The 26553-nt window shown below is 54.6% G+C and carries 26 protein-coding genes and 1 tRNA gene; 11 read left to right on the top strand and 16 right to left on the bottom strand.

The window, feature by feature from the left end; genetic code table 11:
• Nucleotides 1–35 precede the first annotated feature (35 nt).
• The gene (locus tag H7A51_19750; GenBank protein MCP5538454.1) at nucleotides 36–269 is read left to right on the top strand and encodes a hypothetical protein; all 234 of its coding nucleotides are present in this window, start codon (nucleotides 36–38) and stop codon (nucleotides 267–269) included.
• A 16-nt stretch (nucleotides 270–285) separates the two neighbouring features.
• Here H7A51_19750 and H7A51_19745 read toward each other — a convergent pair whose 3' ends face one another.
• On the bottom strand, nucleotides 286–534 hold the full coding sequence (locus tag H7A51_19745) for a DUF2132 domain-containing protein (protein ID MCP5538453.1): 249 nt from the start codon (nucleotides 532–534) through the stop codon (nucleotides 286–288).
• A gap of 96 nt (nucleotides 535–630) precedes the next feature.
• Between H7A51_19745 and H7A51_19740 the strand changes: the two genes are divergently transcribed.
• Nucleotides 631–849, top strand: a complete 219-nt coding sequence (locus H7A51_19740; GenBank protein ID MCP5538452.1) for an NINE protein — start codon at nucleotides 631–633, stop codon at nucleotides 847–849.
• On the opposite strand, the gene H7A51_19735 is transcribed toward H7A51_19740, so the two are convergent.
• Nucleotides 837–1637 carry an inositol monophosphatase gene (locus tag H7A51_19735; GenBank protein ID MCP5538451.1) on the bottom strand — a complete coding sequence of 267 codons (801 nt, stop codon included), beginning with the start codon at nucleotides 1635–1637 and terminating at the stop codon, nucleotides 837–839. The two genes, H7A51_19740 and H7A51_19735, sit on opposite strands and share 13 nt — an antisense overlap.
• Nucleotides 1638–1768: 131 nt before the next feature.
• Between H7A51_19735 and H7A51_19730 the strand changes: the two genes are divergently transcribed.
• Nucleotides 1769–2761, top strand: a complete 993-nt coding sequence (locus H7A51_19730) for a glycosyltransferase family 2 protein (GenBank protein MCP5538450.1) — start codon at nucleotides 1769–1771, stop codon at nucleotides 2759–2761.
• A gap of 4 nt (nucleotides 2762–2765) precedes the next feature.
• Here the strand turns inward: H7A51_19730 and H7A51_19725 are convergent, their stop codons facing one another.
• The 8 genes from H7A51_19725 to H7A51_19690 form a co-directional block, all read right to left on the bottom strand.
• Entirely contained in the window at nucleotides 2766–3632 is an 867-nt protein-coding gene (locus H7A51_19725) for a DUF3500 domain-containing protein (GenBank protein ID MCP5538449.1), read from the bottom strand.
• 127 nt (nucleotides 3633–3759) lie between these two features.
• A complete protein-coding gene (locus H7A51_19720; GenBank protein ID MCP5538448.1) occupies nucleotides 3760–4986 on the bottom strand; it encodes a type II toxin-antitoxin system HipA family toxin in 1227 nt (408 codons plus the stop codon).
• 18 nt (nucleotides 4987–5004) lie between these two features.
• The gene (locus tag H7A51_19715) at nucleotides 5005–5328 is read right to left on the bottom strand and encodes a helix-turn-helix transcriptional regulator (GenBank protein MCP5538447.1); all 324 of its coding nucleotides are present in this window, start codon (nucleotides 5326–5328) and stop codon (nucleotides 5005–5007) included.
• A 101-nt stretch (nucleotides 5329–5429) separates the two neighbouring features.
• Nucleotides 5430–5810 (bottom strand): hypothetical protein, encoded by a 381-nt coding sequence (locus H7A51_19710; protein MCP5538446.1) that lies wholly within the window; start codon nucleotides 5808–5810, stop codon nucleotides 5430–5432.
• Complete coding sequence (locus H7A51_19705; GenBank protein MCP5538445.1) at nucleotides 5807–6706, bottom strand: hypothetical protein; 900 nt, start codon at nucleotides 6704–6706, stop codon at nucleotides 5807–5809. Before H7A51_19705 ends, H7A51_19710 begins: the two co-directional genes overlap by 4 nt.
• A gap of 1 nt (nucleotide 6707) precedes the next feature.
• The gene (locus H7A51_19700; GenBank protein MCP5538444.1) at nucleotides 6708–9140 is read right to left on the bottom strand and encodes a hypothetical protein; all 2433 of its coding nucleotides are present in this window, start codon (nucleotides 9138–9140) and stop codon (nucleotides 6708–6710) included.
• A gap of 30 nt (nucleotides 9141–9170) precedes the next feature.
• The gene (locus H7A51_19695; protein MCP5538443.1) at nucleotides 9171–9905 is read right to left on the bottom strand and encodes a hypothetical protein; all 735 of its coding nucleotides are present in this window, start codon (nucleotides 9903–9905) and stop codon (nucleotides 9171–9173) included.
• A complete protein-coding gene (locus H7A51_19690; protein ID MCP5538442.1) occupies nucleotides 9902–10747 on the bottom strand; it encodes a hypothetical protein in 846 nt (281 codons plus the stop codon). The genes H7A51_19695 and H7A51_19690 overlap by 4 nt, the downstream gene beginning before the upstream one ends.
• Nucleotides 10748–11208: 461 nt before the next feature.
• Between H7A51_19690 and H7A51_19685 the strand changes: the two genes are divergently transcribed.
• Complete coding sequence (locus tag H7A51_19685) at nucleotides 11209–11805, top strand: YihA family ribosome biogenesis GTP-binding protein (GenBank protein ID MCP5538441.1); 597 nt, start codon at nucleotides 11209–11211, stop codon at nucleotides 11803–11805.
• A gap of 30 nt (nucleotides 11806–11835) precedes the next feature.
• On the opposite strand, the gene purC is transcribed toward H7A51_19685, so the two are convergent.
• From purC to H7A51_19670, 3 genes are all read right to left on the bottom strand, one after another.
• On the bottom strand, nucleotides 11836–12939 hold the full coding sequence (gene purC, locus H7A51_19680) for a phosphoribosylaminoimidazolesuccinocarboxamide synthase (protein ID MCP5538440.1): 1104 nt from the start codon (nucleotides 12937–12939) through the stop codon (nucleotides 11836–11838).
• Between the two features lie 153 nt (nucleotides 12940–13092).
• Nucleotides 13093–13749 (bottom strand): response regulator transcription factor, encoded by a 657-nt coding sequence (locus H7A51_19675; GenBank protein ID MCP5538439.1) that lies wholly within the window; start codon nucleotides 13747–13749, stop codon nucleotides 13093–13095.
• Complete coding sequence (locus H7A51_19670; protein ID MCP5538438.1) at nucleotides 13746–15734, bottom strand: ATP-binding protein; 1989 nt, start codon at nucleotides 15732–15734, stop codon at nucleotides 13746–13748. Before H7A51_19670 ends, H7A51_19675 begins: the two co-directional genes overlap by 4 nt.
• A gap of 315 nt (nucleotides 15735–16049) precedes the next feature.
• Here H7A51_19670 and H7A51_19665 point away from each other — a divergent pair, with 315 nt between their 5' ends.
• From H7A51_19665 to H7A51_19645, 5 genes are all read left to right on the top strand, one after another.
• Complete coding sequence (locus H7A51_19665; protein ID MCP5538437.1) at nucleotides 16050–16790, top strand: PEP-CTERM sorting domain-containing protein; 741 nt, start codon at nucleotides 16050–16052, stop codon at nucleotides 16788–16790.
• A gap of 99 nt (nucleotides 16791–16889) precedes the next feature.
• Complete coding sequence (locus tag H7A51_19660) at nucleotides 16890–18887, top strand: sulfatase-like hydrolase/transferase (GenBank protein MCP5538436.1); 1998 nt, start codon at nucleotides 16890–16892, stop codon at nucleotides 18885–18887.
• On the top strand, nucleotides 18884–19663 hold the full coding sequence (locus tag H7A51_19655; protein ID MCP5538435.1) for a hypothetical protein: 780 nt from the start codon (nucleotides 18884–18886) through the stop codon (nucleotides 19661–19663). The genes H7A51_19660 and H7A51_19655 overlap by 4 nt, the downstream gene beginning before the upstream one ends.
• Before the next feature lie 262 nt (nucleotides 19664–19925).
• Entirely contained in the window at nucleotides 19926–20291 is a 366-nt protein-coding gene (locus H7A51_19650) for a KH domain-containing protein (GenBank protein MCP5538434.1), read from the top strand.
• 66 nt (nucleotides 20292–20357) lie between these two features.
• On the top strand, nucleotides 20358–22856 hold the full coding sequence (locus tag H7A51_19645) for a hypothetical protein (GenBank protein ID MCP5538433.1): 2499 nt from the start codon (nucleotides 20358–20360) through the stop codon (nucleotides 22854–22856).
• Nucleotides 22857–22888: 32 nt separating this feature from the next.
• Here the strand turns inward: H7A51_19645 and H7A51_19640 are convergent, their stop codons facing one another.
• Both H7A51_19640 and pyk read right to left on the bottom strand, forming a co-directional pair.
• Nucleotides 22889–23389 (bottom strand): DUF3592 domain-containing protein, encoded by a 501-nt coding sequence (locus H7A51_19640; GenBank protein ID MCP5538432.1) that lies wholly within the window; start codon nucleotides 23387–23389, stop codon nucleotides 22889–22891.
• Between the two features lie 47 nt (nucleotides 23390–23436).
• On the bottom strand, nucleotides 23437–24849 hold the full coding sequence (pyk, locus tag H7A51_19635; protein ID MCP5538431.1) for a pyruvate kinase: 1413 nt from the start codon (nucleotides 24847–24849) through the stop codon (nucleotides 23437–23439).
• Between the two features lie 173 nt (nucleotides 24850–25022).
• Here pyk and H7A51_19630 point away from each other — a divergent pair.
• Both H7A51_19630 and H7A51_19625 read left to right on the top strand, forming a co-directional pair.
• A tRNA-Ser gene (locus H7A51_19630) sits at nucleotides 25023–25113 on the top strand.
• A gap of 671 nt (nucleotides 25114–25784) precedes the next feature.
• Entirely contained in the window at nucleotides 25785–26213 is a 429-nt protein-coding gene (locus H7A51_19625; GenBank protein ID MCP5538430.1) for a hypothetical protein, read from the top strand.
• 54 nt (nucleotides 26214–26267) lie between these two features.
• On the opposite strand, the gene H7A51_19620 is transcribed toward H7A51_19625, so the two are convergent.
• Nucleotides 26268–26553 (bottom strand): hypothetical protein (locus H7A51_19620; protein ID MCP5538429.1); only part of this gene is annotated, 286 nt, incomplete at its 5' end.

Below are 26553 nucleotides of genomic sequence, written 5' to 3'. Positions count from 1 at the left end.
ATGCGTTCATATTGCCCTGTCACCATGCAGGCATTATGAAAGCCGAACCGACTGAAAAAATCACCATCACCCTGCCCCACACCCTGTACCATAGCTTGCGCAACCAAGCCTACAAACAAGGCGTTTCACTGCCTGAGTTTATTCAGAGGAAGGTGCAGCTCCGACCTTCCGAGCCATCTCCATTGGCCCACCTTCCATTAAAGAAACTCATCCAGCAAACCACGCCTGAGACCACCAACCCGGATGCCCGGCTCGACTTCTTTTCGTAAAGTTATTGTTTGTCATCTAAATCCTCCGCTCCGGGTCCTTGAGTCCCAAAAACTGCTTGTAGAGAATCTCCACCTTGTTTCTTGCCCAAGCGGTTTTCCTGAGAAACTTGAGGCTGGATTGGATGCTGGGGTCGTTCTTAAAACAATTGATCCTGATGCGGAAGGCCAGGTCGTCCCAGCCGTATTCTTTGACCAGCTCAGTCAGCATCCGCTCAAGGGTGATGCCATGTAAAGGATCGTTGCTCATGGGAGGCTTGTAGTGCATGGCTGTAAAATGTGGAGTTTTTTATGGTCGGGTCTCCTACAAAACCATGGCTGCATTATAATGGCAAATCGGCAAGATGTGATGCATCATCCGGTCATGACAAGTGCTGGAAACAAAACCCAACATCCGACCCATAGTCTTCTGATCGGCTACCTGGCCTGGATCTTCGGATTCATTGGTTTGCACCGCTTCTATCTAGGTAAAATAGGAACCGGCCTCATCTTCCTGCTCACGGGAGGCTTGCTGGGTATTGGATATATCTACGACCTACTCACGCTCAATGGACAAGTCGACGCGTTGAATCAGAGGTCATAGGCCTTCGCGACCGTAGCCAACAGCGCGGCATGGACATTGGGTAAAGCCGCCACCATCAGTCGGTCTGAAAACATATCATAGTCCTCGCCGCGTTGATTGGTGACCAGGATTCCATTTTCCTTCATCAGCAGGATTCCGGCAGCGACATCATAGGGTTGCAGGTCCGTTTCCCAGAACCCCTGCACCCAGCCCATACTGAGATTGGCCACATCGAGGGCGGCTGAACCCGACCGGCGAATACCACGACCAAGCGTCAGAATGTCAGCTGCCGCTTTGAAAAACTGCCCCGCCACATCCGGTGAACGATAGGGAAAGCCGGTGGAAAAAAGAGCATCAACCTCCGTCGCCGCAGGATGGGATGGCCGGGTGATCGCGCCGTTGTAACACGCCCCCTGCCCCTTGATACACGAGTAGATTTCGTTGGTGGTCGGTTTGTAGACAAGCGCTAAAACGGGTTCGCCATTTTCGACGAGTGCAACTGATATGGAAAACTGGTCGAGTCCACTCAGGTAGTTCGTGGTGCCATCCAACGGGTCGACAATCCAGACAAGCTCCTGCGACCCTGATTTACCGCTTTCCTCACCGTAGAACCCGGCCCCCTCCACCAAGGGCGACAAACCGCTCTGGAGCATTTTTTCTGACTCAACATCGACGAAGGATACGGTTTCCCGCACCGCTTTGATCGAGTCGGCACCGTCGGGCATTTTGCGAAAATGTTGCAGTTGGAATGCGCCTACAGACCTAACGAGATCAATGCAGGTGTCCAGGGTGTCAGTGGTGATATGCATGGTTGGGAAAGCTGGATGCCACCGCGCAATACGCTAAATACACGAAAATGGAAAGAGGGATTCACTCGTCGCGCTCATTCAGCTAGAAAGAATGTATCACGCCTCAAGCACAAGTCGCCATCTCCATCGTCATGCCCTGCTACAATGCGGAGGCATCGGTGGCGCGCGCTGTCAAAAGCATTCAGGCACAGACTTTATCCGACTGGGAGTTAATCGTGGTGGACGACGGCTCGAGTGATCACTCTGCTGACTTGGTGGCTGGTCTGGCTGTCAACGACCCGCGGATCCACCTCATACGACGCTCACATCAGGGGGTGGTAGCCGCTTCAAACACCGGGTTTTCCCAGGCGGACGCCCCGATCATTGCGCGGATGGATGCCGATGATGTTTCCTTGCCTAACCGACTCGAAAAGCAGTTCCAGGCACTCGCCAATCACCCGGAACTGGGTGCCGTTTCCTGTTTGGCCCGATTCGCCGGTGATACAGAAACGGCGGCCGGCTACGCGCATCATGTCGATTGGACGAACAGCCATGTCACCACCGGGGAGATCGCGCTTAACCGTTTCATCGACCTGCCGGTGGCGCACCCGACCTTGATGTATCGTCGGGAATTGGTTGAACGCTACGGAGGCTATCGCGATGGCACTTTCCCCGAGGACTACGAGATGTTTTTGCGTTGGATGTCATGTGGTGTGCATGTGGCTAAAGTCGATGAAGTGCTATACGACTGGTATGACCCGCCGACGCGGCTTTCAAGAAACGACAAGCGTTACGCGATGGCAGCCTTCCATCAATGTAAGGCACCCTACCTCGCCCAGGCGATTTGCAACGCCGGATGTGCTGACCGGGAGCTGTGGATCTGGGGGGCTGGAAGACCGGCGAGGAGGTGTGCCCGACCACTGGAGACAGCCTGGAAAACGGCGTCCGGATTCATCGACATCGACCCCCGCAAGATCGGGCGATGCCTTCACGGCAGGCCGACCGTATCCGCTGGAGATTTGCCCCCGATCGATCAAGCTGTGATCGTCAGCTACGTCGGGACTCGCGGGGCGCGTGACAACATTCGCGCCGATCTGATGGCATCGGGCAGAACGGAGGGTGTCGATTTCTGGATCTGTGCCTGACTTGCTACTTGGCCCACAGACTCATGTGGATGTGGCCAGTGCTTGATTGGTAATCCCAGACCATGCCGGGAAGGCCGCACTTGAAGTCCCACCGACCGCCATCGATGCTGCGTTTGGTAGGGACTTCATGGTAGAACGAGACCCTGGATTTTTCCCATCCACCGTGTTGGGTGTGGAGTTTGTTGATTCTGGCTCTCACCGGTGCGGTAAATAGATTCAGCCGCAGCTGCCAGGCTGCCTTGACGGCTGTCTGGGCACGGACATTGAGCTCGGTAAAAAGCACCCCCTCCCCCTCGGGCATGGCTTCGGTAGCGACTGCCATTTTATCCTTGATGAGCAGCTTCGTGTTGTCGGCATCCTGCCACGCAGAGAGCAGGGCTTGCTCATCCGCCTTCCAGAGCCTGGGTGGATTCGCACCCAGTAAAATGGGGCCAAACTCCCTGGTCTCACCCTTGACGACCTCAAGGTGGACAATGGTTAGATGATGTTCGGCCAGGCGGAATGCAAAGTCACCTTTTCGGGCGTCACCAAAACATGTGATCCAGTATTTCCCCAGTGGATCTTCGCCCTTTTTGGCATCTTGTCTGGCGACTTCATGGGCCATTTTCCAACCGTAGGGAGAAAGCACCAAACGCAGCGCCTTCTCGAGGCTTGCCCGTTGCACGGCATTCAATTGGCTTATCCTGATACCCGGTCTTTTCCCTCCAGTGTATTGCATCTGCCAGCGCTGCTTACCGGCGAGCGGTTGTAAACAAGCATCACTCTTCGTCTTGTCCAGACCATTGAGAAACCCACTTACCTCCGTCCGGAAGGCGGTTTCAAAATCACCCGCGTGGGTGAAGGTTCCTGCCGTTAGAACAACAGCATACATGGCCAGACCTCGGGTTAATCTTTGTAGCACGGGTAACATGCCCGCCATCCTAGCCGTGACACCCGGGGCTTGGCGAGATGATTCTCACCGCTGCTGCGCATGGTGGAAGATTCGAAAAGCAGCGGAATCACACTCCCAGGCCGGGCATTTCCTCGGCAACCTGTTCGACCCGATACTGGACCAGCCCGGCATTTTCAGCCCACTTTGGCCAGTCGTTGATCGCCGCCAGAACCTCTTCGATGATATCGTCGATCCGACGCACACTCTGCGACTCGCCGAGGCGTTTTAAATCCGGGCGCCCTACATTGACACTCTTGCCATTGACTGAGGCCGCACGCATTCCACTGACCAGAGGATTGGTCGTGCTGGTTAGATCGTAAGCCGGTGATACATACCACTGGCCATCAGGCTCCATCAGAAAGGCGTGGTTCTTGCTGTGATCATCGTCATTGCCGGCAAAAACATTGAAACAGGCTCTTCGGAACACCTCTTCCACCTCCACTTCACTTTCGGTCAGGACCCGTGTTAAATCCATCAGGTCTCCATACTCCAGCCCCTCGCGCACCAGGGTGTGGGTAAGGCCGGAGTATGTGTGCACGTGTCGTCTCGCCTGACCAGGCCGGTCGAAGCGTTTGGAAAGAAAATGGGAGGTGCCGTCGGTGCATTCCAGTAGATGGGTCTCCGCCATACGGATCCCGGCGGCTCTCGCCATCTGGGAAAAGGCGTATTCCTCCTTGCCGTGTTGATACTCGGGGTCGAGATCGAATTTCAACAACCAGCGCTCAAACCCCTCAGGCAAGTGCCCTCCCCCCGCCATGGCGCGTGAAAAATCCCGGTTGAAACCTAACAAGACCTTGGGTTGGGCTCCTCCCGGTGACAGACTGGATCGCATCAGGCCAGGCAACATGTTTTCTGTTTTGCCATGTAAAAACGAATGCGCATTTTTCACCAACTCCGCGATTTCCACGGTAAGCTCCTCGCGGAAGGTGCCACCTGTCAGTGGCGGCTCGTACCCGATCGCCCCCATGGCGTGGCCACCCGCGCAGGCAAGTTTCTGCAGGGCTGTCACTTTGTTCCATGGTATCCCCTTGTCGCCAAAATAGCGTTTCATCATCTGCTCGCCCCACCAGTCCGGCAAACTGTCCGCAAACAATCCGAACAATGGCCCGAATTCCGGGGTGGGCGTCGTCACCGAACCATGGGTGTCATTGGGTAGGTAAACAGGTGACAGCTCGATTCCCCGCGCTGTCCACTCGGGGTCATATTCAAAAAACACCCGACCATCATCCGCCTCGGCGAGATGCCCGATCACACTGTGTTCATTTCCGCCGAGATAGAGAATTTCGATTTTCATAAAATGGGTTCGATAGACTTACTTGCCGGGGTGTTTTCTGTGTGGCGCGCGTTGGCGTTTGGTCCGCTCGACGGCATCCAGCGACTCAAAACTCCGTTGGCCACTAAAGAGCGTGCGTAAATCCGCATCCAGATCAAGCACGACCGCCACCTTGGCAAGCCGCTGCAAAGAGCCCTTGCCCTGCTGCTCCATCAGCTTCAGAGTGGAAACACTGACGCCTGCACGCTCGGCCAGTTCCTGCTGGGTCCAGCCCTTGGCAAGGCGCTGTCGGCGCAGTCGACGACCTATCGTATGAATCAGTGCATCCGGGTTGCGCAACTTAAGAGCTTCTATTTTGTCCATCTGTGACAAAAATGCCACAAATCGTCAAAATAGCAACTATTACCTGAAACCTGTTCAAAATTGCCCTTCTCCGCCGTTCACGTCTCCCAGCAGAGCGGGGTTTACCAATTGGATAATTTCTCTTTAAATAATGAAATAGACAGACTCGGTATCAATGCCCCAACAACAACGGTATCAAGTAAAACATGCCAGTTGTTGAGCAGGTCACCCACTCCTAGCAAAAACATAGCAACAGGCCCTAATACAACGCCCGAAGGAATAGCAATTTTCTTCTGCCACAAGAACGAACTTGTTGGCACCCACAAGTAGAAAGGCCAAACAATCACTAACCAAATAGAAAATATGATAACTCCTGCCCAAATCAGCACCACTAAATAATCACCTGCTTTGGTGGCGCATAACATCACAATGCTCCAATGCAATACGACAAACATCCACGCATATAGACAGGAAAGAAAGCTGTATTGCAATATGCGGATCATCGTTTGAATTTAACAGCTACGAGAAAGATGACACATATAACCCCACCCAAAAAAACAAACCATACCCAACTATGCTTATCAGGTTTTTTGTCAAAGGCTGAGTCGCTCTCTAGAGAACCCAGCGAGTATTCATTTTCACTTTTTGCTGTATTAGAGGGCACTAGTTCTTCGGTCACAATATTACCCGACACAATACCGGCAGCATTCTTTTCGACTGGTGGAGTCTTTGAAAAAATCTCCCGTAATTTCTCCACATTTCTTTGCGCCCTATTAGCTGGAATATGTGGATTTTTGAGATCATTTTTATTTCTATGTAGCATCTTACGCTGGGTTTTGATGCTTTGCTCGATATCTTCAAAGTGAGCTTCTATCTCGTTGCGATACTCGAGAATATCATCGCTATAGCTTAGAATAATATCTAAAATATGGACTTTTTCATCTAAACGTCCTTCACCTAATAAGCCAATAATCAGAGGGAGTGCTCCTTCGATACGACTTGATGCTGCAGCTTTCGCTGCTACTGATCGACTGACGGATGGCTTCTCCGCGAGAATTCTCAATAAAGTTTGGTGATACTCTTTAGAAGATTCACCAGCACTCGATAACGAACGAATTGCATAGGCTCTGACACTCCCATTTGGGTCTTTTTCTGCCGCAGAAAGGAACATATCTCTAACGCCAGAATGCGACAAATTTTTCTCTAGCTTGTAATATAGATATTTTTTGTCCGATGCGTTTAGCTCAGAAGACATTTCTCGCAATCGATCTATAGAGTCTGCCTCATCGATTTTGAGGCAAAGATCGTCAATTACCGCTCTTTGATCATTGCCAAATACGCCATAATTCAAGCTCAATAAGGCAATCACAGCCCAGATTATTTTAATTTTATAGTGCATACTATTTTTGTTTAATTAACCTAACAGGAACAGTAACAGGTTCTGTAGCAACTACCGGCAATAGAGCTAACACATCACGAGCCAAAGGAGGTATCCACTGGTAAACATGACTCGTATTCATAGGTTCAGGATCACCTTTCCCAGAATAAATAAATACCTCATATGCGGGAAACCCATCTTGCTCACCATTCATTGAATATGTTGGTATCAGTGGATCGCTCACATCGATATGAAGTAACACGTCCCAATCAATGGATGCAGCGAATACAACTATGGGTTCTGATGCCGAACCATGAATGTTATATACCGCATGTGTTGGTGTTGAACTACTATGCAAGTCGAAGTGCATGTCACTTGTATCGGCATATCCCCAGTTGGTCTTGAGAGGCGCGCCCGTCACATTATCAGCTAATGCAGCAGCGGACAGCAAATTTGGCGGATCTAGACCTTGATGTTTGGCAATAGCAACAGGATTAGCTAGGGATGTGGCTTTGTCAAAATGTTCTGTTATCCCGACACTCGGAACGTATGCTTTCGATCCATCTACGCTTTTAAATCTCGATGTAGAAAGATCAGGGTAAGGTATCACCACCCCAAATTGGGACGTTCTATATTTGGCTGATGTATGATCAAATGCTCTGTGATCCCCTTTTGCCACTTCGCCAAAAAAGAAGTCTCCATCACCAGGAATATCATGTGCTGGATGCGGTAAAGCAACCCATTGATAGGGTATGAATGTTCTGAAATAGATATCAAACTCAGCTTCTACGACGGTAAATTTGGCTTCGTCCAATACATCGCCGAACAAATATTGTTCACCTCCAATCAACAGAGATAGCTCAACTTTTTCATTACCTCTGCTTAGGCTTCGCTTCATCCCCTCAATATCCAATTCAATATTTTGGTAGGGTGAAAATCTTACTCCTGATTGGTATTCATAGGAACCGCCAACAATCTTATAGCGACTATTAGCATTAAATTTCATTTCCCATAAGATGTAGTTGCCCCCATCTATATCCACAAAAGAGGCAAAGAATGGATGTCTGGGGATACTGATTTTCGTCACAGGGGAATCGCTTGTTCTTTTGATGGCCACATAGCCACCATCCCCCATGTCCTCCTTGTCCTCTGCCAACCTACCAGTGGCAGGGTGAATAATGTCAATATCGACAGTGGTCACAACCACCCGCATCGGTTCTACAGTTTCCAGAAAGCCCTCAACATTAGATCGTTTGTCTGCCAATAAAATCTTGTTCTGATCAAACATCTTACGCTTTGGGTCATAGGATTCAATCTTGATTGTGCTACCAGAATTTTGAGGATCTACTTTGAAGGTGTAGTCGAAGTCGGCTCCGTCCGGGTTGCCGGGGTCGGTGGAGTGGTTGCCGTTGCTGCTCTGCCAGTCGATCTGGAAAGTGTAGGTGTCCTCTTTCCAGAATGCTCCCACAATTTTCTCGGCATACTGGCCATGGCCGCCGCTGCGCAGGGTGTAGTAGCGGTGTTCCTGTCCGGTGTCGGGGTCGATGCGGTAAACGTGCAGGACGTAGTCCTCGGAATGGCTGGGACTCTGATCTCCCACTCCGAGGTTAACAAGCAAGCGTTGGTCTGAAGGTATTGGCTGACCTCCATCCCTTGCATCGTTGGGGTGGGAGCCGTCGGGCGTTTCGGGGGCGCCGTCGGGGCCGTTGATCTCGTCGATGTCACTGGTGCCGTCGCCGTCGGTGTCCCCACCGGGGGTATTGGGATCGCAGTTGTAGGTGTAGAGCAGTCTGTTCAGGGTGGTAGCATCTGAGGAGTCGTTGGGATCAAGTCCGTGGTCGAGCTCCCAGCCGTCGGGAAGCAGGTCGCCGTCGCTGTCGGGGTGGGCGGGGTTGGTGTGGTGGATGTTCTGTTCGTCGGCCGAGCTGACTCCGTCGTTGTCGTGGTCGGCGCCGGGATCGTCCTGATGGTAGGGGGAGAGCCAGCGGTGGTATTCGGAGGCTTGGCGGACGCCGTCGGCGTTGAGGTCGCGCCAGAGGTTGCTGCGGTGCTCGGTGATGTCCCAGAGGCCGTCCCGGTCGATGTCGGCACGATAGAGGCTTTGTACTTCGTCGTCGGTCAGGGCGCGTCCGTGCAGCAGGATCCGGTCGAGGTGGCCGGGGTAGGTCTGGAGGTTGGGGAAGTAGTTGGCGGCTCCGAAGCGGATGTAGCCCGACGGGGTGTGGGCAAGGGTGTTTCCGCCGCCGCCCCAGTCATTACCTGTTTCCTGGCCATTGATGAAGAGGTGGTAGCGGGTGCCTCCCAAGCCGCTGCGGCGTACCAGTGCGAGGTGGCGCCACTGGCCGTCGTCGAGTTTGTCCGGTGCGCTCCAGACGCCGAGGCTCACCCAGGTTGTCGACGAGGTGTATTGGCGGAGTTCGACGGTGTTGCCGTTCCGGAGCATGAGTGTCAGCATGGGCGGGAATGTGCTGGTGCTTGAGTAGCTTCAGAGGGTGCGGTTCAGGCTGGCGCTGGCTCCTGAGAGGCTGTCTTTCTCCGGCCGCATCCAGAAGGAGAGGCTGAAGTGCAGCAGTCCGTCCATTGCCGACGAGTCTGTGGAGAGGTGGCCGCCGGAGAGACCGCAGGACCGGGAGATGACGGCTTCCGCGTTGTCGGTGCCCACCAGGCTGTTGCGGGTGAGGGGGTGGTTGTTTCCGGAGGTGTCCTGGTAGGTTGTGGTGTTGTCAGGCGCGGGCTGGATGTCCCAGCGGGCGCGGAGTCCGGCTGCCAGCGCGGGGGTGAGGTGGGCCCCGTCGGGGTCGTTGACCGCGGCGTAGACAAGGCCGTCGTCACGGATGCCGTCGGCGTCGCTGTCCTCCAGCAAGGGGTCGGTGCCGGTGCCGCCATCGCGCACCTCGTCCCAGTTGCTGATGCCGTCGGCGTCGAAGTCGTCGCTGTGCGGGTTGCTTGTGGGTTCGTCGGTGTATTTAAGGCGCAGGAAGATGCGCTCGCCGCCACAGTCGAATCCGTAGCCGAGCGGGGTGCCGTTTCCTGGTTCGATGACGGGCATGAACTGCCAGGCCACGAGGTCGAGGGAATACTGGACGAAGTAGGTGCGGCCTGTGATGCCCTCCCAGTCGAGGTTGAAGGTGTCCGCTGTCAGCGGGGTGACCCTTGGCTGCGGCTGGGCCGGCGCAAGGCTCGTGAGTCCGGCCAGAAACAGGGGAACCAGAAGCTTCATTGCCCCGCCCCCCTTTCCTCTTGCTCTTTGGCCATGTCACGTCTCCAGAAGCGGATGGTGACGGGTTCGGGCGGCCCGGGCGGAGGCTTCGGCAAGCCCGCCCGCAGACGGGCGTTCCTTGTTCTGGCTGCGTGGGCGGCGGCGAGCCGGGGCTTCTCGACACGGTAGAGCTTGTGCAGATCAGAGACGATTTTCCGCAGTCCGGGACTTGTCTGCCGGTCTTTTTCCAAGATGAAACGGGGTGTGCTGCCTCCCCTGCCAAACCTGTGGACAGGGCAGCCGTCATCCGCGGCCTGGGCCAGACCGGCCTTGTCCCCGGCGGTCGGGATCATCCAGTAGGGCTGGCCCTCCACCTTGAACTGGTCGAAGCCGGTCAGGTAATGTCCGTTGATGTTGGACCAGCAGGTGAGCTGTTCGTTTCTGTTCCAGACGGTGAGTCTGGTCAGGGTGTTGTCGCCCTCGCCGTAGACGGTGGAGGATACGACGATGAACTCGGTGGACAGGGGCTTCCCACCACCCGCCAGGGGTGTGGTCCGCTCCTTCACCGGCGGGGCGGGCGGTGACGGCTTGTCCGGCTTCTGCGCCTCCTGAGGCGGCTCGACTTCCTGGATGGTCACACTGCGTCCGTTTTCCAAGCGGGTGAAGGTTTGTTTTGCCTTGTAGTCAGGCTTTTTTCGTGGGGGGGATGGTTTTCCAACCAAGGCTTCTCCTGTCCAGAGATTACCAGTTAGACCTGTATCTAGCGGGGTAGAGTTGTTTTCAGAAGCCAGACAAATAGGAACAAGTGCAAGTGCCACGATGGCAAAAAACGTCAGAACAAATAACAACACACGAATATTCATTTTTTGGGGGGTATAGTATTGGAACCAAACAAAGGGAGCCATCCCAGGTGGACGGGGAGTTAAGAAGATCGAAACAGGTCGACCGCGACGATCTTTGGCTTCCCAAAAAGGTCGGCTTGGACATACACCGCCGCCTCCCCGACCTTTGTCGGTTTGGCGACGAGTTTGTGGTACTCATCGAACCACCTGTTTCGAGGCTTCTTAATTCCCCACCCAATGATTGTTAGGCAAGACTCAAAGAGCAGATTCAATTTGCACAGTCAACTATTTTTGATTGATTATTGATTCCCATAATGTAAGCAATGCTATACGTATCACTGGGGAGATACGCACCTTCACTCAGAAGGTTGTGGCGGCACATACTTCCTAATAAATGTCATCATTAGACAGAACTACTTTCACTAAAACCGCGGCTTTTCTTTTTGATTGCCACTTGCCCGGATTGCAGACAATGACAGGGCATGCAAATCCAGTCGGCCACATTTGAAACCAGCTCCCCTGACCTGGCCACGTGCCCGGAGTCCAGCCTGCCTGAGTTTGCCTTCATCGGCAGGTCGAACGTCGGTAAATCATCGCTGATCAATGCGCTGACCAACAGGAAGGACCTCGCCGTGGTTTCCAGCACCCCGGGGCGCACACGGTTGATTAACTTTTTCCTGATCAACAGGAAATGGTCGCTGGTTGACCTGCCCGGATACGGCTACGCCAAGGCAGCGGGGCATCACCGTGGAAAATTCAACGAGTTTGTCTCCGACTACCTGGTCAACCGTGGAAACCTGCGTTGTGTCTTTGTATTGATCGATTCCCGGCTGACACCGCAGAAACTGGATCTCGAGTTCACCGCCTGGCTGATCGAATACGAGGTCCCCTTTGTGCTGGTCTTCACGAAAACCGACAAGATGAAACCTGGAGCCGTGACGCGCAACATTGATTTGTTCAAGGAGGCGATGTCCGAATTTTGTGAAGGCCTGCCAAGGGTCTACATGACATCAGCCAAGACGGGTGACGGACGTAAGGAGATCCTCCATTTTATCGGCGAGGCCGTTGCCATGCGATAGCGTTGGGCAAGCTTGCAAGCTGCCCTGCTTTTACTCAACAATCCCGTAGGCAGCAAGGGCGTCCAGGATTTCTTGGCGGGCGTTGGCAATTTCCGGAACCGGCTGTCCGGTCAGTTGTTCCGCGGTGTTTTTGTAGAGCTCGCTGGTTGCCATCAGGGCTTCGACGGGGACTTTGAACGACTTCCCTAACTCCTCGCGCTCAGCCATCCGCTCCTTGTTGAGCAGGACATCCGCTTCCGGCACGGAGTCACAGAGGAACTTGCGGAACATCTCCTTGGAGTTTTCCACGATCTTGCCTTCGGCATAGGCTTCCTTATCCCAGTAACGGGATGAATCCAGCGTGCCGACCTCGTCGATGTAAATCATCGAATAACCATCGCCCGATGAGTTGGGCACATAGCCGAATTCAAACTTGGTATCCACCAGCAACTGGCCAGCGTTGGCCGCCTGGTCGGAAATCATCTTGAAGCCCTCTGCGAGCAACGTCTCATAGCGCGCGACATCCCCAGGCTGACGGAAGGCAAAGGCCTGGTGGTTTGCAAGGATCTGCTCCCGGGAAACATCCACATCGTCCTTTTCCGGAACGCCGGGAATGCCTGCAAGGATGCCTTTGGTGGAGGGTGTGATCAGAAGCTGGTCGAGCTTCTGCCCGTTTTCCAGTCCTTCCGGAAGCGGGATACCGCAAATGCTGCGTTCGCCCCGGGCATAACCGCGCCACATGCTGCCGGTGATGTACTGCCGGGCAATCCCCTCCACCATCACGGGGGCGGCTTTTTGCACAATCCACACCAGGGGATGGGGTGACTCCAGGATATGATTGCCCGCCAGGCCTGCTTTTTCAAATTCCTGGAACCAATGCAGTGCCGTGGCATTGAGGGACGCCCCCTTGCCGGGAACCCCCTGCAAGCCGTCCTCCCCCTGCCAGATGATTTCATACGCCGAGATCCGGTCGCTGATCACCATGACAGCCAGCGTGGTGCCGGGAGCCACATCATATCCACGCTCGCCGATGATCCTGGCACTGTCTTCAGCCGTCAGCCAATAAACCGACCGCACTTTGCCGCTGTGTACGTTTCCTTCGTGCCTGATCGGCAAATCGTCTGTCTTTGCAATTGCGAGGTGTGCCAAGCTCATGGTTTCTAATGTATGGGTTTGTCGGGTGGGTTGATAATACGTGATTAACTATGCGAGCACCGGGTTCCGGTCAATGCTAACTGATCATTATGTCGGAATTGAACCGGTCAGGAAAAACCGGACAGTTTGCTGGCCCGGGGGCCGCCGTATACATCAAATCCAACCATTGCGCACGGCGGTGGCGACGGCGGCTGCGACGTTGTGGACCTGGAGTTTGTCGTAGATACGACGCATGCGCTTGTCGATGCCGTGCGGGGACAGGTTCAATTTTTCCGCGATCTCCTTTTTTACCAGGCCATCGCTGAGTAGTTGGAGGACTTCAAGTTCGCGGGCGTTGAGTATCCGCCCTCCTTCCCCGGGTGCTTCGGGCTGGATGCGGCGAATCAGCTGCATGGTGATGTGTGCAAGCTTGGGGTCGATGCTTGCCCCGCCTTGATAGACCTCCTCAATACTGCCTAGTATTTCACTACGGGTGGCGGTTTTGAGCAGGTAGCCGGAGGCTCCGCGGGTGATCGCCTGCAGTACATGAACTTCATGGTCGGATTGACTCAGAATGATGATGCGGCTTGGGGGCGACAGCTCCAGGAGGCGTGGGATGGCATCAAGTCCGTGTGTGCCCGGCATCTTCAAATCCAGCAGGATAATGTCAGGCTGCACTCCCCCGTCGCTCAAAAGCTGGAAGGCTTCATCACTGGTCGACGCTTCCGCCGCACAATGGAACCCCTCTTGTCTGTTCAGTGAGGAGCTAATGGCATGGCGGAACACGGTGTTGTCCTCCACCACCATAATCTGGATAGCTTGTTCGCTCATAGTTGTTTCTCCAATAGGATTGCTGTGCCGCCATCGGACGGTGTGGAAAATTGAAGTCTTGCGTTGAGTTTCTGCGCCCGCGTAGTGAGGTGGGCAGGAGGGCGGGTCTTGCTGTCGTCGAGCCCCTTGCCATTATCGACGATGGAGAGTGTCATTTTCTGAGCGTTGAAATGCAAGTTGATATCCACGTCCGTGGCATCGGCGTGTTTCACGATGTTGTTCAGAGCCTCCTTGAAAAACAGGAGTAGATGCCACTTGTCTTTCGGTTCGAGTTTACTGACATGTCTGTAGCCCTCGACGTCAAATTGATACCGGTGTTGGGTCAGAAGGATTTTGGCTGTTGTCTGCATTTCTTCGAGCAGCTTTCCGGTGACGTAGCGGGATTCGAGAAAGCGTACCAGGGAGCGTGCGTTGACCGCGCTACTCCGCGCGACGTTTGCAATGTTAGTGAGCTGCGGAATGTGATCCTCCGGCATGTCTTCCTCATTTGCGAGCTCGTCGGAAAGCAGCGCAATGCCGCTGAAGTTGCCGCCAATTTCATCGTGCAGGTCGGCGGCGAGGTCCTCGCGTAGGCGAAGGATTTGTTGTTGGCGGACGATGCGTTGCCATAAATAGACTGCCAGCGTGATAAATAATACGATGCCGATGCCCCACCTCAAGCCTTGTGCGATGCGTGTTTGGCGGAGATACCGGTCCTGCAGCACCGTATTTAGCGCTGCGAGCTGGACTTCCAGTTCGTTACGCTTTGCCAGTCCGGTTAACCAGGAGCGCAGTGGAAGGATGGTGCCGTTAGAAGACATGCCGTCGACCAGCATCGAAGGGGGGAAATGTTTGATATCAATGTCGTGTGAGAAATCCACATCCATACCACGGGATACGACCTCGCCTTTTGCCAGGACTTCGATTTCTGCAAATGCAAAAATGGAACCTTTCCGCTGTGGGTGTTGCGGTAAACTGCTGGCACTGATCCGGACATAGCGGCCGCGGGTACCGTTTGCGGAAAAGCAAACAAGCCGGTGGCCCGGAGATAAAAACCCGGCAGATCCGGCTTGGAAAATGGTCGAGGGCGAGCTGAATCCGGCATCTTTGGAGACCTCGATATCGAACCTCCTGGGGAAGCCCATGGCCGCTTTATGGAATACGGCGAAGTTCCGGTCCGGATGTAACGGGTAGAGACGGACTTCATCTATCTGCTGTTCACTGCCGAGATCGATTGTGATGGTTGCCGGGCTGTTCGTCCTTGCCGGAACAAACATACGGCTGCCGTTGATACTACTCTCTCCCCTGGTGCTGGGAACGGTATAGGGCAGGTAGCCATCGGTCAGGTATTGCTTGTGCCAGGTGGGGTTGTGTCGCGTCCAGTGACGGGTGGACACGGGTTTGCGGAGCGCCAGATTGTGATTGCCGTCGAAGACCAGTAGCTCGCTCAAGCAATAGATGTATCCGGCCTCGTCAAACACCTGATGCAGCTCCATGGGGATAAACCGGACCCGCTGGGCTGCAGCCCCCGGACAGTCGATAATGACTGGAGACTTGCTGGGAAAAGGTGTCAGGGGCGCTGTGGCGGAGTCGAACAATAACTGGCCGATCTCATCCTCTGCGCTGCTATAGCTTCGTATTTGGAAGTTCCTGGGGAATGCAAAGGTGGAGGATGCTTGGTTCTCATCGATGAAAACAACGGGCACCAGCATGATACAGTCAAACTTCCTACGCTCCCCGAGGTCGACCTCCACCCAGGATTTCTCCGGTTTGTTGTCCTTTCCATTGATCCGTAGTCCCAGGGTGCCACCGGATTCTCGGATGAGCCGCAACGGAAGCTGATCAAGCTCGGCCTGCGTGGTTTTGATCGCCTCTTCAATTTCCTCGATGGAAAGTTCGGAATAGGAATCCTCGGCAGCTGTGGCAGCGGAAAGCATGCCCTCGGAGGCTAGAAGCACCAGTGCCAGTGCCGCCCCAAAAAGTAATCTCTCTGGCCAATACATCATTTGATACGGTCAGGATGAATCGGTCGACCATAACAAACAATACCAAATTCAAGCGGCGCGATCGCGCACCTAGCCAGATGGACTCATATTGGCCAGTTTGCCCGACATCGATTCTGTTGCAGTTTCTGTCACCCCCCTATTCTGAGTTGATGCACCGACAGGTGTTGGTTCCAAGAAAAAAAAGGGCGCGATCGCGCCGTAGACAGCGCTGGGGGTTTTAGATAGTATACATCTCGAATGGCGAAGATCAGGCTTTCCCATTTCGATGGAAAGCGAGTCACGACGTCGGATCTAGCCCGAACAAAAATACATATCATGAAAAAGACCTCTATCACATCTCTTGCAAGCGCACTACTCGTTGGCGCCACTTCTGCGGCCACGATTGTCTACAATTTCGAAACAGCGGGTAATATAGGTGACAATGTCTATGGAACGGCATGCGATACTTACTCAGGCGCGGATTCAATCACAGGCCCAGGCCTCTCACCTGGTGCATTTGTATTGCGTGACAGCCGAGACCAGGGGCAAATTGGAAACCAGACCCCAGGTAATACAGGTGTCGGGCGAGCCGGAATTACGGCAGAGGGAAATGATTGGACTGCTGGCAATAAGTCACAGACGATGTCATTCTCAGTCGATATCGCCGCAGGCGCGGATGCGGATCTCACAACAATCAGTTTCTCACACGGTTATTTTAACGATGCCAATAGCAACGCATCGACTTCAGGTATCATATGGTATCTGCAAGTGGAAGAAGGTGCCAACACTTACAATTATGACAGTAGCTCCACAACCTGGACACATAATGGCGGCGCTAATTTTCAATGGAATCCCAATAATCCCTACACGGTCACATTGGATTCAGCCTTGACCGCGCTATCCGACACCACGGTGACTTTCACTTGGGGCTTTGACGGCCAGCGAAGCAATAACTTAGATAACCAATCCAACTGGTTAGACGATATTACCCTTACATATACCGCCGTTCCCGAGCCATCCACCACGGCCCTTCTCGGCCTCGGTGGGCTTGCCCTCATCCTGCGCCGCCGGAAATAGAAAAATTTGAAATCAATGTGTTTTAGCCTCTCCGGAAATCTGGGGAGGCTTTTTTCTTGCGCGAATCAAAATGCCTCCAAGTCCAACACCCACTCTAACATGCCTGGTGAGATCACGATTATTTCTTTTCTAAGCGGTTTATTGTTTGGCCCGGCTACCGTTCAAGCTGGTGCGGTCAGCTATGGTTTTAATGATGCCACCAAGATCAACGGATCGGGGGCGGCTATCGTTTACACGGCACCGGATACGAATACGCTTGGCGCAGGTTTGACCTTCAGTGATTTTGAGTTGACGGATAATGCGAGTGCCGATCACTACGGTCGGATTGTCAGCAGTATCAATGGCACTGCGCTGGGCAGCTCCAAGGCCGCTGTCACCAGCCGTGGCACTGCACCGGGCGGGAACGCGATGCATTTCACTGTGAATGTCCCGGCAGGGAGAACACTTGACCTAAACTCGATTTCCTTTGATTACGGTTTTTATAGTTCGCTGAGCACTGCCGCGGACAATGCATGGGTGCTGAGTATCACCGTTGGTGGTGTCACCACTGAAGTCGGAACGGGTGGTTTCACCCATGATGGCGGAACCGATTACCAGGAACCCGCCTCGGCCGCTGGCAATGTTGATCTGTCGAATTTCACCGGACTGACCAACACGACAGTTACCTTCCATTGGCAATGCAACTCAACGGCAACACATACATTTACATCCCGCGCCCACACCATCGATAACATTCAAGTGACCGGGGCCCTTGAGGTCATTGCCGGCTTCCCGTCCATCGTTTCATTCTCAGTGGATGACCGTGCCGTGCCGCCGAACACGCCGGTAGTGCTCAGCTGGGATACCACGGATGCGGATACGGTCACGTTGAGCACAGTCGGATCAGTAGCTGCAAGCGGATCAGCGAACGCGCAACCTGCGGTAACAACCACCTATACCCTCATTGCCAGCAATGAAGTCGGCACGGTTCAGACCGATCTGAAGGTGACGATGCTACCTGACAAACCTAACATCCTGCTGATGCTGGTCGATGACTGGGGGGTGACCGACCTGTCCGTGCCATTCGCCTACAGCGTATACGACGACACTGGCACGCCGCTGATTACCAACCTGAATATCCTCCATAAAACGCCCAATCTTGAAACGCTGGCATCCCAGGGCATGAAGTTTACCCAGGCCTATGCCACGCCCAAATGCAGTTCGTCCCGTGCATCGATCCTAACCGGATTACATCCAGCGCGGCACGGTATTACCTATCATCTGGCCTTCGATGGCGACATTGGAACTGGTCCGAACAATTGGCGTCACAAGGGGTTTGATGCGTCCGATGTCACCCTGGCCCACATGCTGGCGCCCGAGGGTTACCGTGCCATCCATTGTGGAAAATGGCATTTGGGAGGAATTGGCGACTATGCGCAATTCCCAACGGCTGTCGGATTCGACATCAATATCGCGGGTTCAAATAGCGGCCAGCCAGCACGTTATGTGGCCAATGCGTCGGATGGTTATGAGGGGACCAATCGCGCGATGCCAAACATGGATCATTACAAGGGAACTGGAATGTATTTGACCAGGGCGCTGACCATTGAGTTAAACAAGGCAATGGGCAATGCTGTCGGTGCCGGCGAACCCTTCTTCGCCTACATGTCCTACTATGGCGTACATGACCCTGAAACGACCAACCCTGATGCGACCGGCGATTACAGTGACGCATTCAATGCCGACCACAAAAAATTCTGCACCATGGTGGAAGCCATTGATGTTTCACTTGGGGATGTCATCCGTCATCTGGAGGAACTGGGTATCGCCGAGGAAACCCTGATTATCCATCTGGGGGATAACGGCAGTGAGAACCCCGTTCACAGAACCACCCAGGGCCAGCTTCCCGCCGCGCCCTTCAACGATTTTCCGATGCGCGGGATGAAGAATGATGGGACCTACCAGGGCGGCTGCCGTGTTCCGCTCATGATTTCGTGGGCAAAACCGACCACCAACCATCCGATGCAGCAGAGCCATCCCATTACCTCTGGTGGCGTCGAGCACGACATTGTGGGCATCGAAGACATCGCCCCGACATTCTGTCGCTCGTTGACGTGACCGCATCCCATTTTACCGACGGATATGATCTCAGCGGCTACCTTCGTGGAGAAGATGGGTTCCATCGCCCGCAGCGGTATCTGCTGCACTACCCGAACGGGAGCAAGGGGTGGTATCGCGAGGGAGACTGGAAGCTCGCCTATCGCTATAGCGATGATTCATTCCTTCTCTTCAACCTCGCTACCGACCCTACCGAATCGAACGATGTCGCTGCATCAGAACCTGCACGGGTCGTGCGGATGGCGCGGGCGATGGCACGGGAACTGGACGGAAAATGGGGAAGTCTGGGCACTATTTGGCCGATTACCGGAAGTGCAACACCGAGACCAGCTACCGACGATCCCTTTGCCCTCCCCTATCACGTAGATGGTCGCAATACCGTTGATACGGACGGCGACGGACTTGCCGACCTACTGGAGGATATCGATGGCGATGGTTTGGTCGGCCTCACAGAAACGGATTCTGACAACCCGAATACAGACAACGATAACATCGATGACTATTCCGAGCTGCGCCTGGACCTTGATCCATTGGATCCGAATTCATCCTTTGCAGTCCGGCCATCACTTCTGTCAGCGTCCTCCATGAGACTGGCCTGGCCATCGGCACCGGGCTTGTCATTCAACATCCTGTACAGCGATGATCTGTCGACTCCGGTCAAGGACTGGGCAGTCTTGATCCCGAATGTCGATGCCCACAGCACGCTCTCTGAAACCACCCAGGATATCCCGGTCGGTTCAGCAAGGAGGTTTTTCTCCATCGAGTTACTGCCGTGAGCGACCGGTCCGGGAGCAGGAGGCCAGGAGAGGCAATGCCCAAAACCTCAGAGCGCGCAACATGCTGGACACCACCGTTTGAGGTGTGGCTACCCGTTCTACCACAGCTGGTCCGAGGTCGATGGGATCGCTCGAAAACATCACCATCACCACATGAGGAGTCTGACGGGCAGGCCTGGAGGTTTTTCGCAATATGGAAATTTCCCCGATTGGGTGATTGAGTTTGCTCGACATTCACGCCCTCGGATTCCAGTCTTTGCCTATGCAAGAAACCACGGATCAGATTAGGGATTTCCTACAATTTATTGCCCTGCAGTTTATCGAACATCCAGATCAGGCCCAGCTCCGTGTTGCCGAGGTCGGCGAGGGGCGTGTCAGTTTCCGGCTCATTGTTGCGCAGTCTGACGTTGCCATGCTGATAGGCCGCAATGGTTTTACCGCCAGCGCCATCCGCAATGTGATGAAGGCCGCCGCCGCGCGCCACGGCGTCCATGCCAGCCTCCAGATTCACTCACACGAGGAGGAACGCCAGCGTATGGCAGCCATCGAGGCCGGTGAAATCATCGATGACGGTGCGCCTGAAGAATCAGACCATGGCCCGGAAAACCCGGGGAATGCTGAGGAATGATCATTCCTTGGGATTCATCATTCGCCGCCTTGCGTAGCCAGTCAATCCAAGGTAGAATACCACATCATGCTGCGCCGACGCATTTTCCACCATATCAGATTCATCGTTGTGCTCTGCATGGGCCTGGCGCTTGGCGGGCTGGCCGGTGGCGTGTATTACTTGAACCAATCAGGTCTCAACGACCACTGGCGTGAGCGGATTGCCCATGAGCTGGAGAACCTCGGAGTGGTTGCCGACTTTGAGAGCCTGCGCTTTGAACCCACCCGTGGCCTGGTCGCCAAAGGCGTGCGTGTTTATGCTGACGATAGCCGGGAGGAAGTCGTCGCCCGGCTCGAGCACCTGGTGATCGATGTCGATAAAACCAAACTCATGCGGGGTAAGGTCAGGGTGAACAATGTCTCCTTGAAAAAGGCTGACATCTCGCTGCCCATCGATCCTGATGACCCGGAAGGACCGCGGGTCGTGATGCACGACCTCAAGGGTGACATGTTTCTCCCCGATAAACGCACAATCGAAGCCCGGGGCGTGCGCGGCATGGTTGCTGGTATCCGTCTCTCGCTCGACGCCCATATATGGAGCGAGCATCTCTCGGCCCCCAAACAACCCAAACCCGTCAAGGACGCCCGCGTCGCAAGGGTCAAACTCATCGCCCGCATCATCCAGGAGATCAACGAGTGGCATTGGCCGAAAGACAAATCCCCCGAACTCAAACTCTATCTCGAAGGCAACGTCGATAACCCGGACTCTGCCCGGCTCGATTTTATCCTCAAAGCCTCGGAGCTTGAGCGCAATGGCTCGATCCTCAGGGATGTTGAAATCCGTGGTGATTACAAAAACAAACTTGTCACGCTGGACAGGATTTCAATGAGGGACAGCTCGGGGAAACTCGAGGCCCGTGCCGACTACCGACCGCTCCTGCGCGAAGGTCGCTTTGAGGCTGAATCCAGCCTGCATCTCCAGCGGCTTGCCAGGCAGTTGTTCGACGTCGATATCATGACCCAGCTGACCTTCTCGACGCCTCCCGTGGTGTCGTGTACCGGCGAAATCAGCCTCGATGAGAACTACCAGCCGGACCTCCTGGTGACAGGTCATGCCACGATCAGTGATTTTTCATGCCTGGGGTCACGTTTCAAACACCTCAAAACCGACTTTTCCACCCAAGGCACCGATGCCTTCCTCACCGGCCTGCACGTCACCCACGCGCAAGGTGAACTGAAAGGGCGTATCCTGCTGAAAGATGCCACGGTCCGGTACGAGGCCTATTCCACCCTGCCCCCGTCTGCCTACACGCCTTTTCTCGCCAATACAGGGATCGAACGCGCACTTGAACGCGCCGAGTTTTCCGACGCATCGAAGGTGATGATCACCGCTGCCGGGTCGATGAACCGTTACGACCTCACCCAGTGGGAAGCCGAGGGGCATGCTAGTATTGAGAATTTTTCTTTCAGGGACACATCCCTGCACAGCCTGTCGGGCGACTATGCATTAAGCCAGCTGCATTCCAGTTTCACCAACGTTAAGGCCAATTTTGATTACAAGGACTACATCTTGAGACGTCGACACGGCGGGCCGTCGTCGGCGCGTGTCAGCGCGGCATCGATCACTGTGGATGTCGACAAAAACCTTGTTAGCCTGCAACACATATCAGGCACAGCCTGGCCCGCCCCCATTGTCAGGCTCTTCGTTCCGGGGGTTGCCAACCACGTCGAGCAGTACCAATTCCACCGCCCGCCCAACTTGTCTGCCAGCGGCGCGTTCGACCTGCGGCTGGGCGGCAACCAGACAAACTTCACCATTGACCTGAGCAGCCCGGGGTCAATGAATTATCAATTCCTGGACGAGCCACTCACATTAAGCCGACTCAAGGCGAAGGTCAGTATTCGGGATGACCGGGTGGATGTCAATAATCTGTCGTTCTACACCTTTCAGGGGGCCTGCAGCGGCAATGTCCGTGTCTTCACCTCCCATCCTACCCAAACGAAATACAGCGGCGATATGCAGTTCCGCAGGATGCACCTCAAGGATATCGGGGCACTTTACAAATTCGACAACGCCGAGCGAGGGCTCCTCACGGGTAGAATCGACTTCAGTGGTGCCGACGACAATATGCGTATGTTCAACGGCAAGGGCTCGCTCGCCTTGGAAAAAGGCAACCTGTTTTCCGTTCCCATACTTGGCCCGCTGTCCCCCCTCATCGGAGTTGTGTTAGGAAAGAGAAACCCCACCGAGGAAACGGCGAAGGACGCCTCCTGCACGTATGTAATCCGCAATGGCGTGGTGTATTCGAATGACTTCCTCGCCACCACCCGCTCGCTCAAGTTCACCGGCGAGGGAAACATCGATTTGCAGAAAAAAGACATCGACCTGTTAGTGCGGATGAATGCCCGTGGCCTGTTTGGCGTCATCGCGCTCCCGCTGAGGCCTTTCATGGGACTGTTTCAATTCAAGGGGACGGGACCGATGATGGACCCCCATTGGAAAACAACGATGTTCACCACTCCCGCCCGGGGCAAGCAGGATCCTATTTTCCGCAAGCCGCCCAAAGCAAGGGTGATCGCGGAGTAGGCCTTCCCGGGTGTCCGTGCAGATAAAATTCGTTAGGTATGGGACTTGCCGGGGTTCCTGATGGCTCCCAAAATCATCCCGCATCCCCCTACAATGATAAGGGCTGGAAACCAGACCGTGTATCCTGCTGCTTGGGTATCGTGTTTTAAAATAGCCAACTCAGGTTGCCCGGGATTCACCCAGGCGGTATGGCCGGATCCCGCCGGATATTCACTAGCGAGCTGCTGCACCGCCGCCGCACTTTTTGTCCACCTGGCACCCCGTGGTGTGAGCCTGTCCGAGCTGTAGTCCGTTCCTTGATAACTATAACCAAAGAGGATGTTCAGGCGGAACTCGGTCGGGGACCCATTGACATGCCGTTCGTCCACCACGGAACGCAACACAACGGCATCCACCTGCGGCCAGTCACGGCTCGCCTTGGCATGCATGTAACTGCGGATCATCAGCCATTCAAAAACCCCGCCAGCGAATATCAGCATCACCCCGATCATACAGAGAAACAACTTCCCTGCCTTGTTACTGGTTTCTACCATACTGGACTTGGTGTTGCTGGTTTTTGGAACCTGGTCTTGAAAACAGGTCAGGCATGGATCAGATGAATGGAATCGACCACCTGCCCCTCCTGGACCATATCGGATATCACGACCAATGGGGTTCCCTCCACCACGGCGCCCTCGGCCTTCAACGTTTCAATCGCACGATGAAGCATGGCGTCCTGGCCCCCTTCAAAATCGAGCTGCCTGGCCACAACCCCCCTTGCCAGGGTGATCTTGCGACAGGTCTCGGCATCCGGGGCAAATGCATGCACACAGGAATGAGGCCTGAGCAATGAAGTCTGCACCGGCATGTTACCCCGTCGCGTGAATACCACAATCCTGGCCTCCGGGATGGAATCGGATAGCTGGATCGCCGACCGGACGGTTTTTTGTCGCTCGGTTTTAAGCTGCGCCTCTTTGCCGTAGCCCATCCCACCGGTGCGTTCAATCCTGCGGGCAATACGGTCGAGTATTTCCACACATTCCAATGCATATTTCCCAACACTGGTTTCTCCACTCAGCATGACGGAGTCGGCTTCTTCAAAGACCGCGTTGGAAACATCCGTCACCTCGGCCCGGGTGGGTGTCGGATTGGTCAGCATCGACTCCAGCATATGCGTGGCTACGATGACACGCGTCCCCAGGACCATACAACGTTTGACGATCTTGCGCTGGATGATCGGGAGCTCTTCAATATTCACTTCGATCCCCAGATCACCTCGTGCCACCATGATGATGTCAGCTTCCGCGATGATCTCATCAATATTCCGTACCGCCTCCTGGTCTTCGATCTTGGCAATTATCTGGGCATTGCCACCTCTTTCGACCATCGCATTCCTGAGCTCCCGGACATGGTTGGCATCACGGACAAACGATCCTGCGATAAAATCCACCCCGCAATCACACGCGACGGCTAAATCCTGGTGGTCCTTGCGGGTCAAGGCAGGAAGGTTGAGCCTGACACCGGGTAGGTTGATGTGGCGTCGACTCCCCATGGTGCCTTGTGTCTTCATCTCGCACAAAATCCTCCCAGCCCCGGTTTCCTTGATCTGCATCAGCAGATTACCATTGTCCACGATCAATCGGTCCCCCACGGACACATCCGCCATCAGTCCTTCATAGTTGACGGTGGTCGACAGTTTGACGCTGGGCTCCATGCCGGTTTTCCGGAACTCCACGGTATCACCGATATTCAGGACCAGCTCACCATCCACGTCGCCTGTTCTGATCGATGGACCCTGGAGGTCAACCAGGATGCCGGTGTGTTTGCCAAGGCGGTCGGAGATTTCCCTGATCCGCGGACAGATATCACGCACCCAGGCATGTTTGGCATGACTCATGTTCAAGCGGAATACATTGGCACCACGCTCTATCAAGGCCTCCAGCATTTGATCCGATTCCGTCGCGGGCCCCAAAGTGGCAATAATGCGGGTCTTCCTGTTTTTGTTAAGGTGCATGGCTCACAAATAGCCAAATGACCGGGGATGACAATTTTCAAATCTGTCAATCGATGTCACAACATCGCAAGGGAACCGATCGTTATTATTTTCAAAATCTGTAGCATCACCTCTTGACGAATCCTGTTTGATATGTTCCAACTACGCCCGTCGTCCACAGCGACCCCATCAAAGGACCGATGGCTGAGTGGTCGAAAGCGCTCCCCTGCTAAGGGAGTATACCCCAAAAGGGTATCCAGGGTTCGAATCCCTGTCGGTCCGCCACCCCCCTTCCCTTTGTTTACAAGGGTTCGCGGGCACCGGCCACGCTCCGGATTTGGTTTTCATACACTTTTCATACAAACCGGGGGTCTATTTGTTAGGTATCAGCACCCGTTTGGGACTGAATTCACTCCTCGCCGGGCCCGTTTCGACCGACCCCGTTTCGGTGTTTCCAAAGCACTTGCCCGGCAATGGAGAAATCCCGGGGGGGCGTCCGGCACCTACTTCCAGATCCGCCCCCCAGGGTTCGCGATGGCACCCCGGCGACATAGGAGTCCCCTCCAAGCCACCCCACCCCAGTGAATGAGGATCGCAATCGAAGGAGTGACAGACAACATTACGCAGGACAAAACAAGGGAACAACGCGGGAGGATAAGTGGGATTCGTAAGGACAAAGGAGGTCTCTAAAGCAGTATTAACGATGGATTTAACGCAGTATTAACGATGGATTCCAGACGGACAGAGATAACCGTCGCGTTATCTCGTCTCTTTTTCTTTGCTGTTTTGCAAAAACGGGAAAAGTTACTTGGACCACTTGGACCAAGGGGGGTAATTTTCGTTAGGATTTGGTCATAAGTGTCTCATTATCAATATACAACAAAAGACAAACAAAAAAGATGAACACAACGGAAAAGACAGAAATAGCTCCAAAAGTGGTCCAAGCAACTTCCTTCGTGGAGAACGAATCCACGAAGACAACGGAAGATCAGGGGTTGCAGGCCACCGAGGGGCAAAGCACAGACTCCAAAGGAGGGCGTGTGGTCGTCAACGCCGGCGTCGAACCCGAACCCCATTCAGTGGGGGAAAGAATGGTGCTGATGATGGTCGAGCGCCGCTCTGGGCTTCCTATCCGTGAGCACATCACACTGTGCGGCATGGAGCCTTACCTCCTCATGGACTCAATTACTCCGGTCATCGCCGTCCGGGGTAAGAAAGGGAAGCATCAGAAGACGGTGGCGGCCGAAGTGTTCAATGCGGTCCTTCCGTGGGGTCTTCTCGACAAGCGCCTTCGGGTGGCGGCGACACCAGTAGAGATGGCCGGGCAATCCCGCCGACAGCTAAAAAAAAGACCCACCCCGGCCGGAGCCGGGGCGGGCTTTTGATGTGGGTTTAGTCGCAGGGCCGTCGTGTCGGGGGCGACGGGTATCCAGGGGTTTCTAGCCGACGGGCGCTGTCCCGGGTTTGTATTTCAACTGCTCGGTGGTGCAGTCGGTGTCGGGGATGTCGTTGCGCTCGTGGAGGTAGACGGGCTGGTAGATGGAGCCGCTTTCCCGGAAGGCGTAGAGGTAACGGACTTCCACGATGGCTCCGGTTTGTGGGACCGGGTGGTTGGGTGGGATCGTGACGTTTCCCGCCGGCAGGAGGGCGTCCGACTCATCCCCGGTGCCATAAAGGCCGAGGCAGACGCTTCTCACCCGGTTGTGGCCGCTGACGACGAAGGAC

This window comes from Akkermansiaceae bacterium (assembly GCA_024233115.1).
Classification (GTDB): Bacteria; Verrucomicrobiota; Verrucomicrobiia; order Verrucomicrobiales; family Akkermansiaceae; genus Oceaniferula.
The sequence above is the reverse complement of the archived record's forward strand: the minus strand, read 5'-3'. Positions and strand labels throughout refer to the sequence as shown.

Excerpts from the sequence above, each read along its gene's own strand:
- H7A51_19750 (MCP5538454.1), top strand. The coding sequence starts at position 36 with ATGAAAGCCGAACCGACTGAAAAAATCACCATCACCCTGCCCCACACC.
- H7A51_19745 (MCP5538453.1), bottom strand. The coding sequence starts at position 534 with ATGCACTACAAGCCTCCCATGAGCAACGATCCTTTACATGGCATCACC.
- H7A51_19740 (MCP5538452.1), top strand. The coding sequence starts at position 631 with ATGACAAGTGCTGGAAACAAAACCCAACATCCGACCCATAGTCTTCTG.
- H7A51_19735 (MCP5538451.1), bottom strand. The coding sequence starts at position 1,637 with ATGCATATCACCACTGACACCCTGGACACCTGCATTGATCTCGTTAGG.
- H7A51_19730 (MCP5538450.1), top strand. The coding sequence starts at position 1,769 with ATGCCCTGCTACAATGCGGAGGCATCGGTGGCGCGCGCTGTCAAAAGC.
- H7A51_19725 (MCP5538449.1), bottom strand. The coding sequence starts at position 3,632 with ATGTATGCTGTTGTTCTAACGGCAGGAACCTTCACCCACGCGGGTGAT.
- H7A51_19720 (MCP5538448.1), bottom strand. The coding sequence starts at position 4,986 with ATGAAAATCGAAATTCTCTATCTCGGCGGAAATGAACACAGTGTGATC.
- H7A51_19715 (MCP5538447.1), bottom strand. The coding sequence starts at position 5,328 with ATGGACAAAATAGAAGCTCTTAAGTTGCGCAACCCGGATGCACTGATT.
- H7A51_19710 (MCP5538446.1), bottom strand. The coding sequence starts at position 5,810 with ATGATCCGCATATTGCAATACAGCTTTCTTTCCTGTCTATATGCGTGG.
- H7A51_19705 (MCP5538445.1), bottom strand. The coding sequence starts at position 6,706 with ATGCACTATAAAATTAAAATAATCTGGGCTGTGATTGCCTTATTGAGC.
- H7A51_19700 (MCP5538444.1), bottom strand. The coding sequence starts at position 9,140 with ATGCTGACACTCATGCTCCGGAACGGCAACACCGTCGAACTCCGCCAA.
- H7A51_19695 (MCP5538443.1), bottom strand. The coding sequence starts at position 9,905 with ATGAAGCTTCTGGTTCCCCTGTTTCTGGCCGGACTCACGAGCCTTGCG.
- H7A51_19690 (MCP5538442.1), bottom strand. The coding sequence starts at position 10,747 with ATGAATATTCGTGTGTTGTTATTTGTTCTGACGTTTTTTGCCATCGTG.
- H7A51_19685 (MCP5538441.1), top strand. The coding sequence starts at position 11,209 with ATGCAAATCCAGTCGGCCACATTTGAAACCAGCTCCCCTGACCTGGCC.
- purC (MCP5538440.1), bottom strand. The coding sequence starts at position 12,939 with ATGAGCTTGGCACACCTCGCAATTGCAAAGACAGACGATTTGCCGATC.
- H7A51_19675 (MCP5538439.1), bottom strand. The coding sequence starts at position 13,749 with ATGAGCGAACAAGCTATCCAGATTATGGTGGTGGAGGACAACACCGTG.
- H7A51_19670 (MCP5538438.1), bottom strand. The coding sequence starts at position 15,734 with ATGATGTATTGGCCAGAGAGATTACTTTTTGGGGCGGCACTGGCACTG.
- H7A51_19665 (MCP5538437.1), top strand. The coding sequence starts at position 16,050 with ATGAAAAAGACCTCTATCACATCTCTTGCAAGCGCACTACTCGTTGGC.
- H7A51_19660 (MCP5538436.1), top strand. The coding sequence starts at position 16,890 with ATGCCTGGTGAGATCACGATTATTTCTTTTCTAAGCGGTTTATTGTTT.
- H7A51_19650 (MCP5538434.1), top strand. The coding sequence starts at position 19,926 with ATGCAAGAAACCACGGATCAGATTAGGGATTTCCTACAATTTATTGCC.
- H7A51_19645 (MCP5538433.1), top strand. The coding sequence starts at position 20,358 with ATGCTGCGCCGACGCATTTTCCACCATATCAGATTCATCGTTGTGCTC.
- H7A51_19640 (MCP5538432.1), bottom strand. The coding sequence starts at position 23,389 with ATGGTAGAAACCAGTAACAAGGCAGGGAAGTTGTTTCTCTGTATGATC.
- pyk (MCP5538431.1), bottom strand. The coding sequence starts at position 24,849 with ATGCACCTTAACAAAAACAGGAAGACCCGCATTATTGCCACTTTGGGG.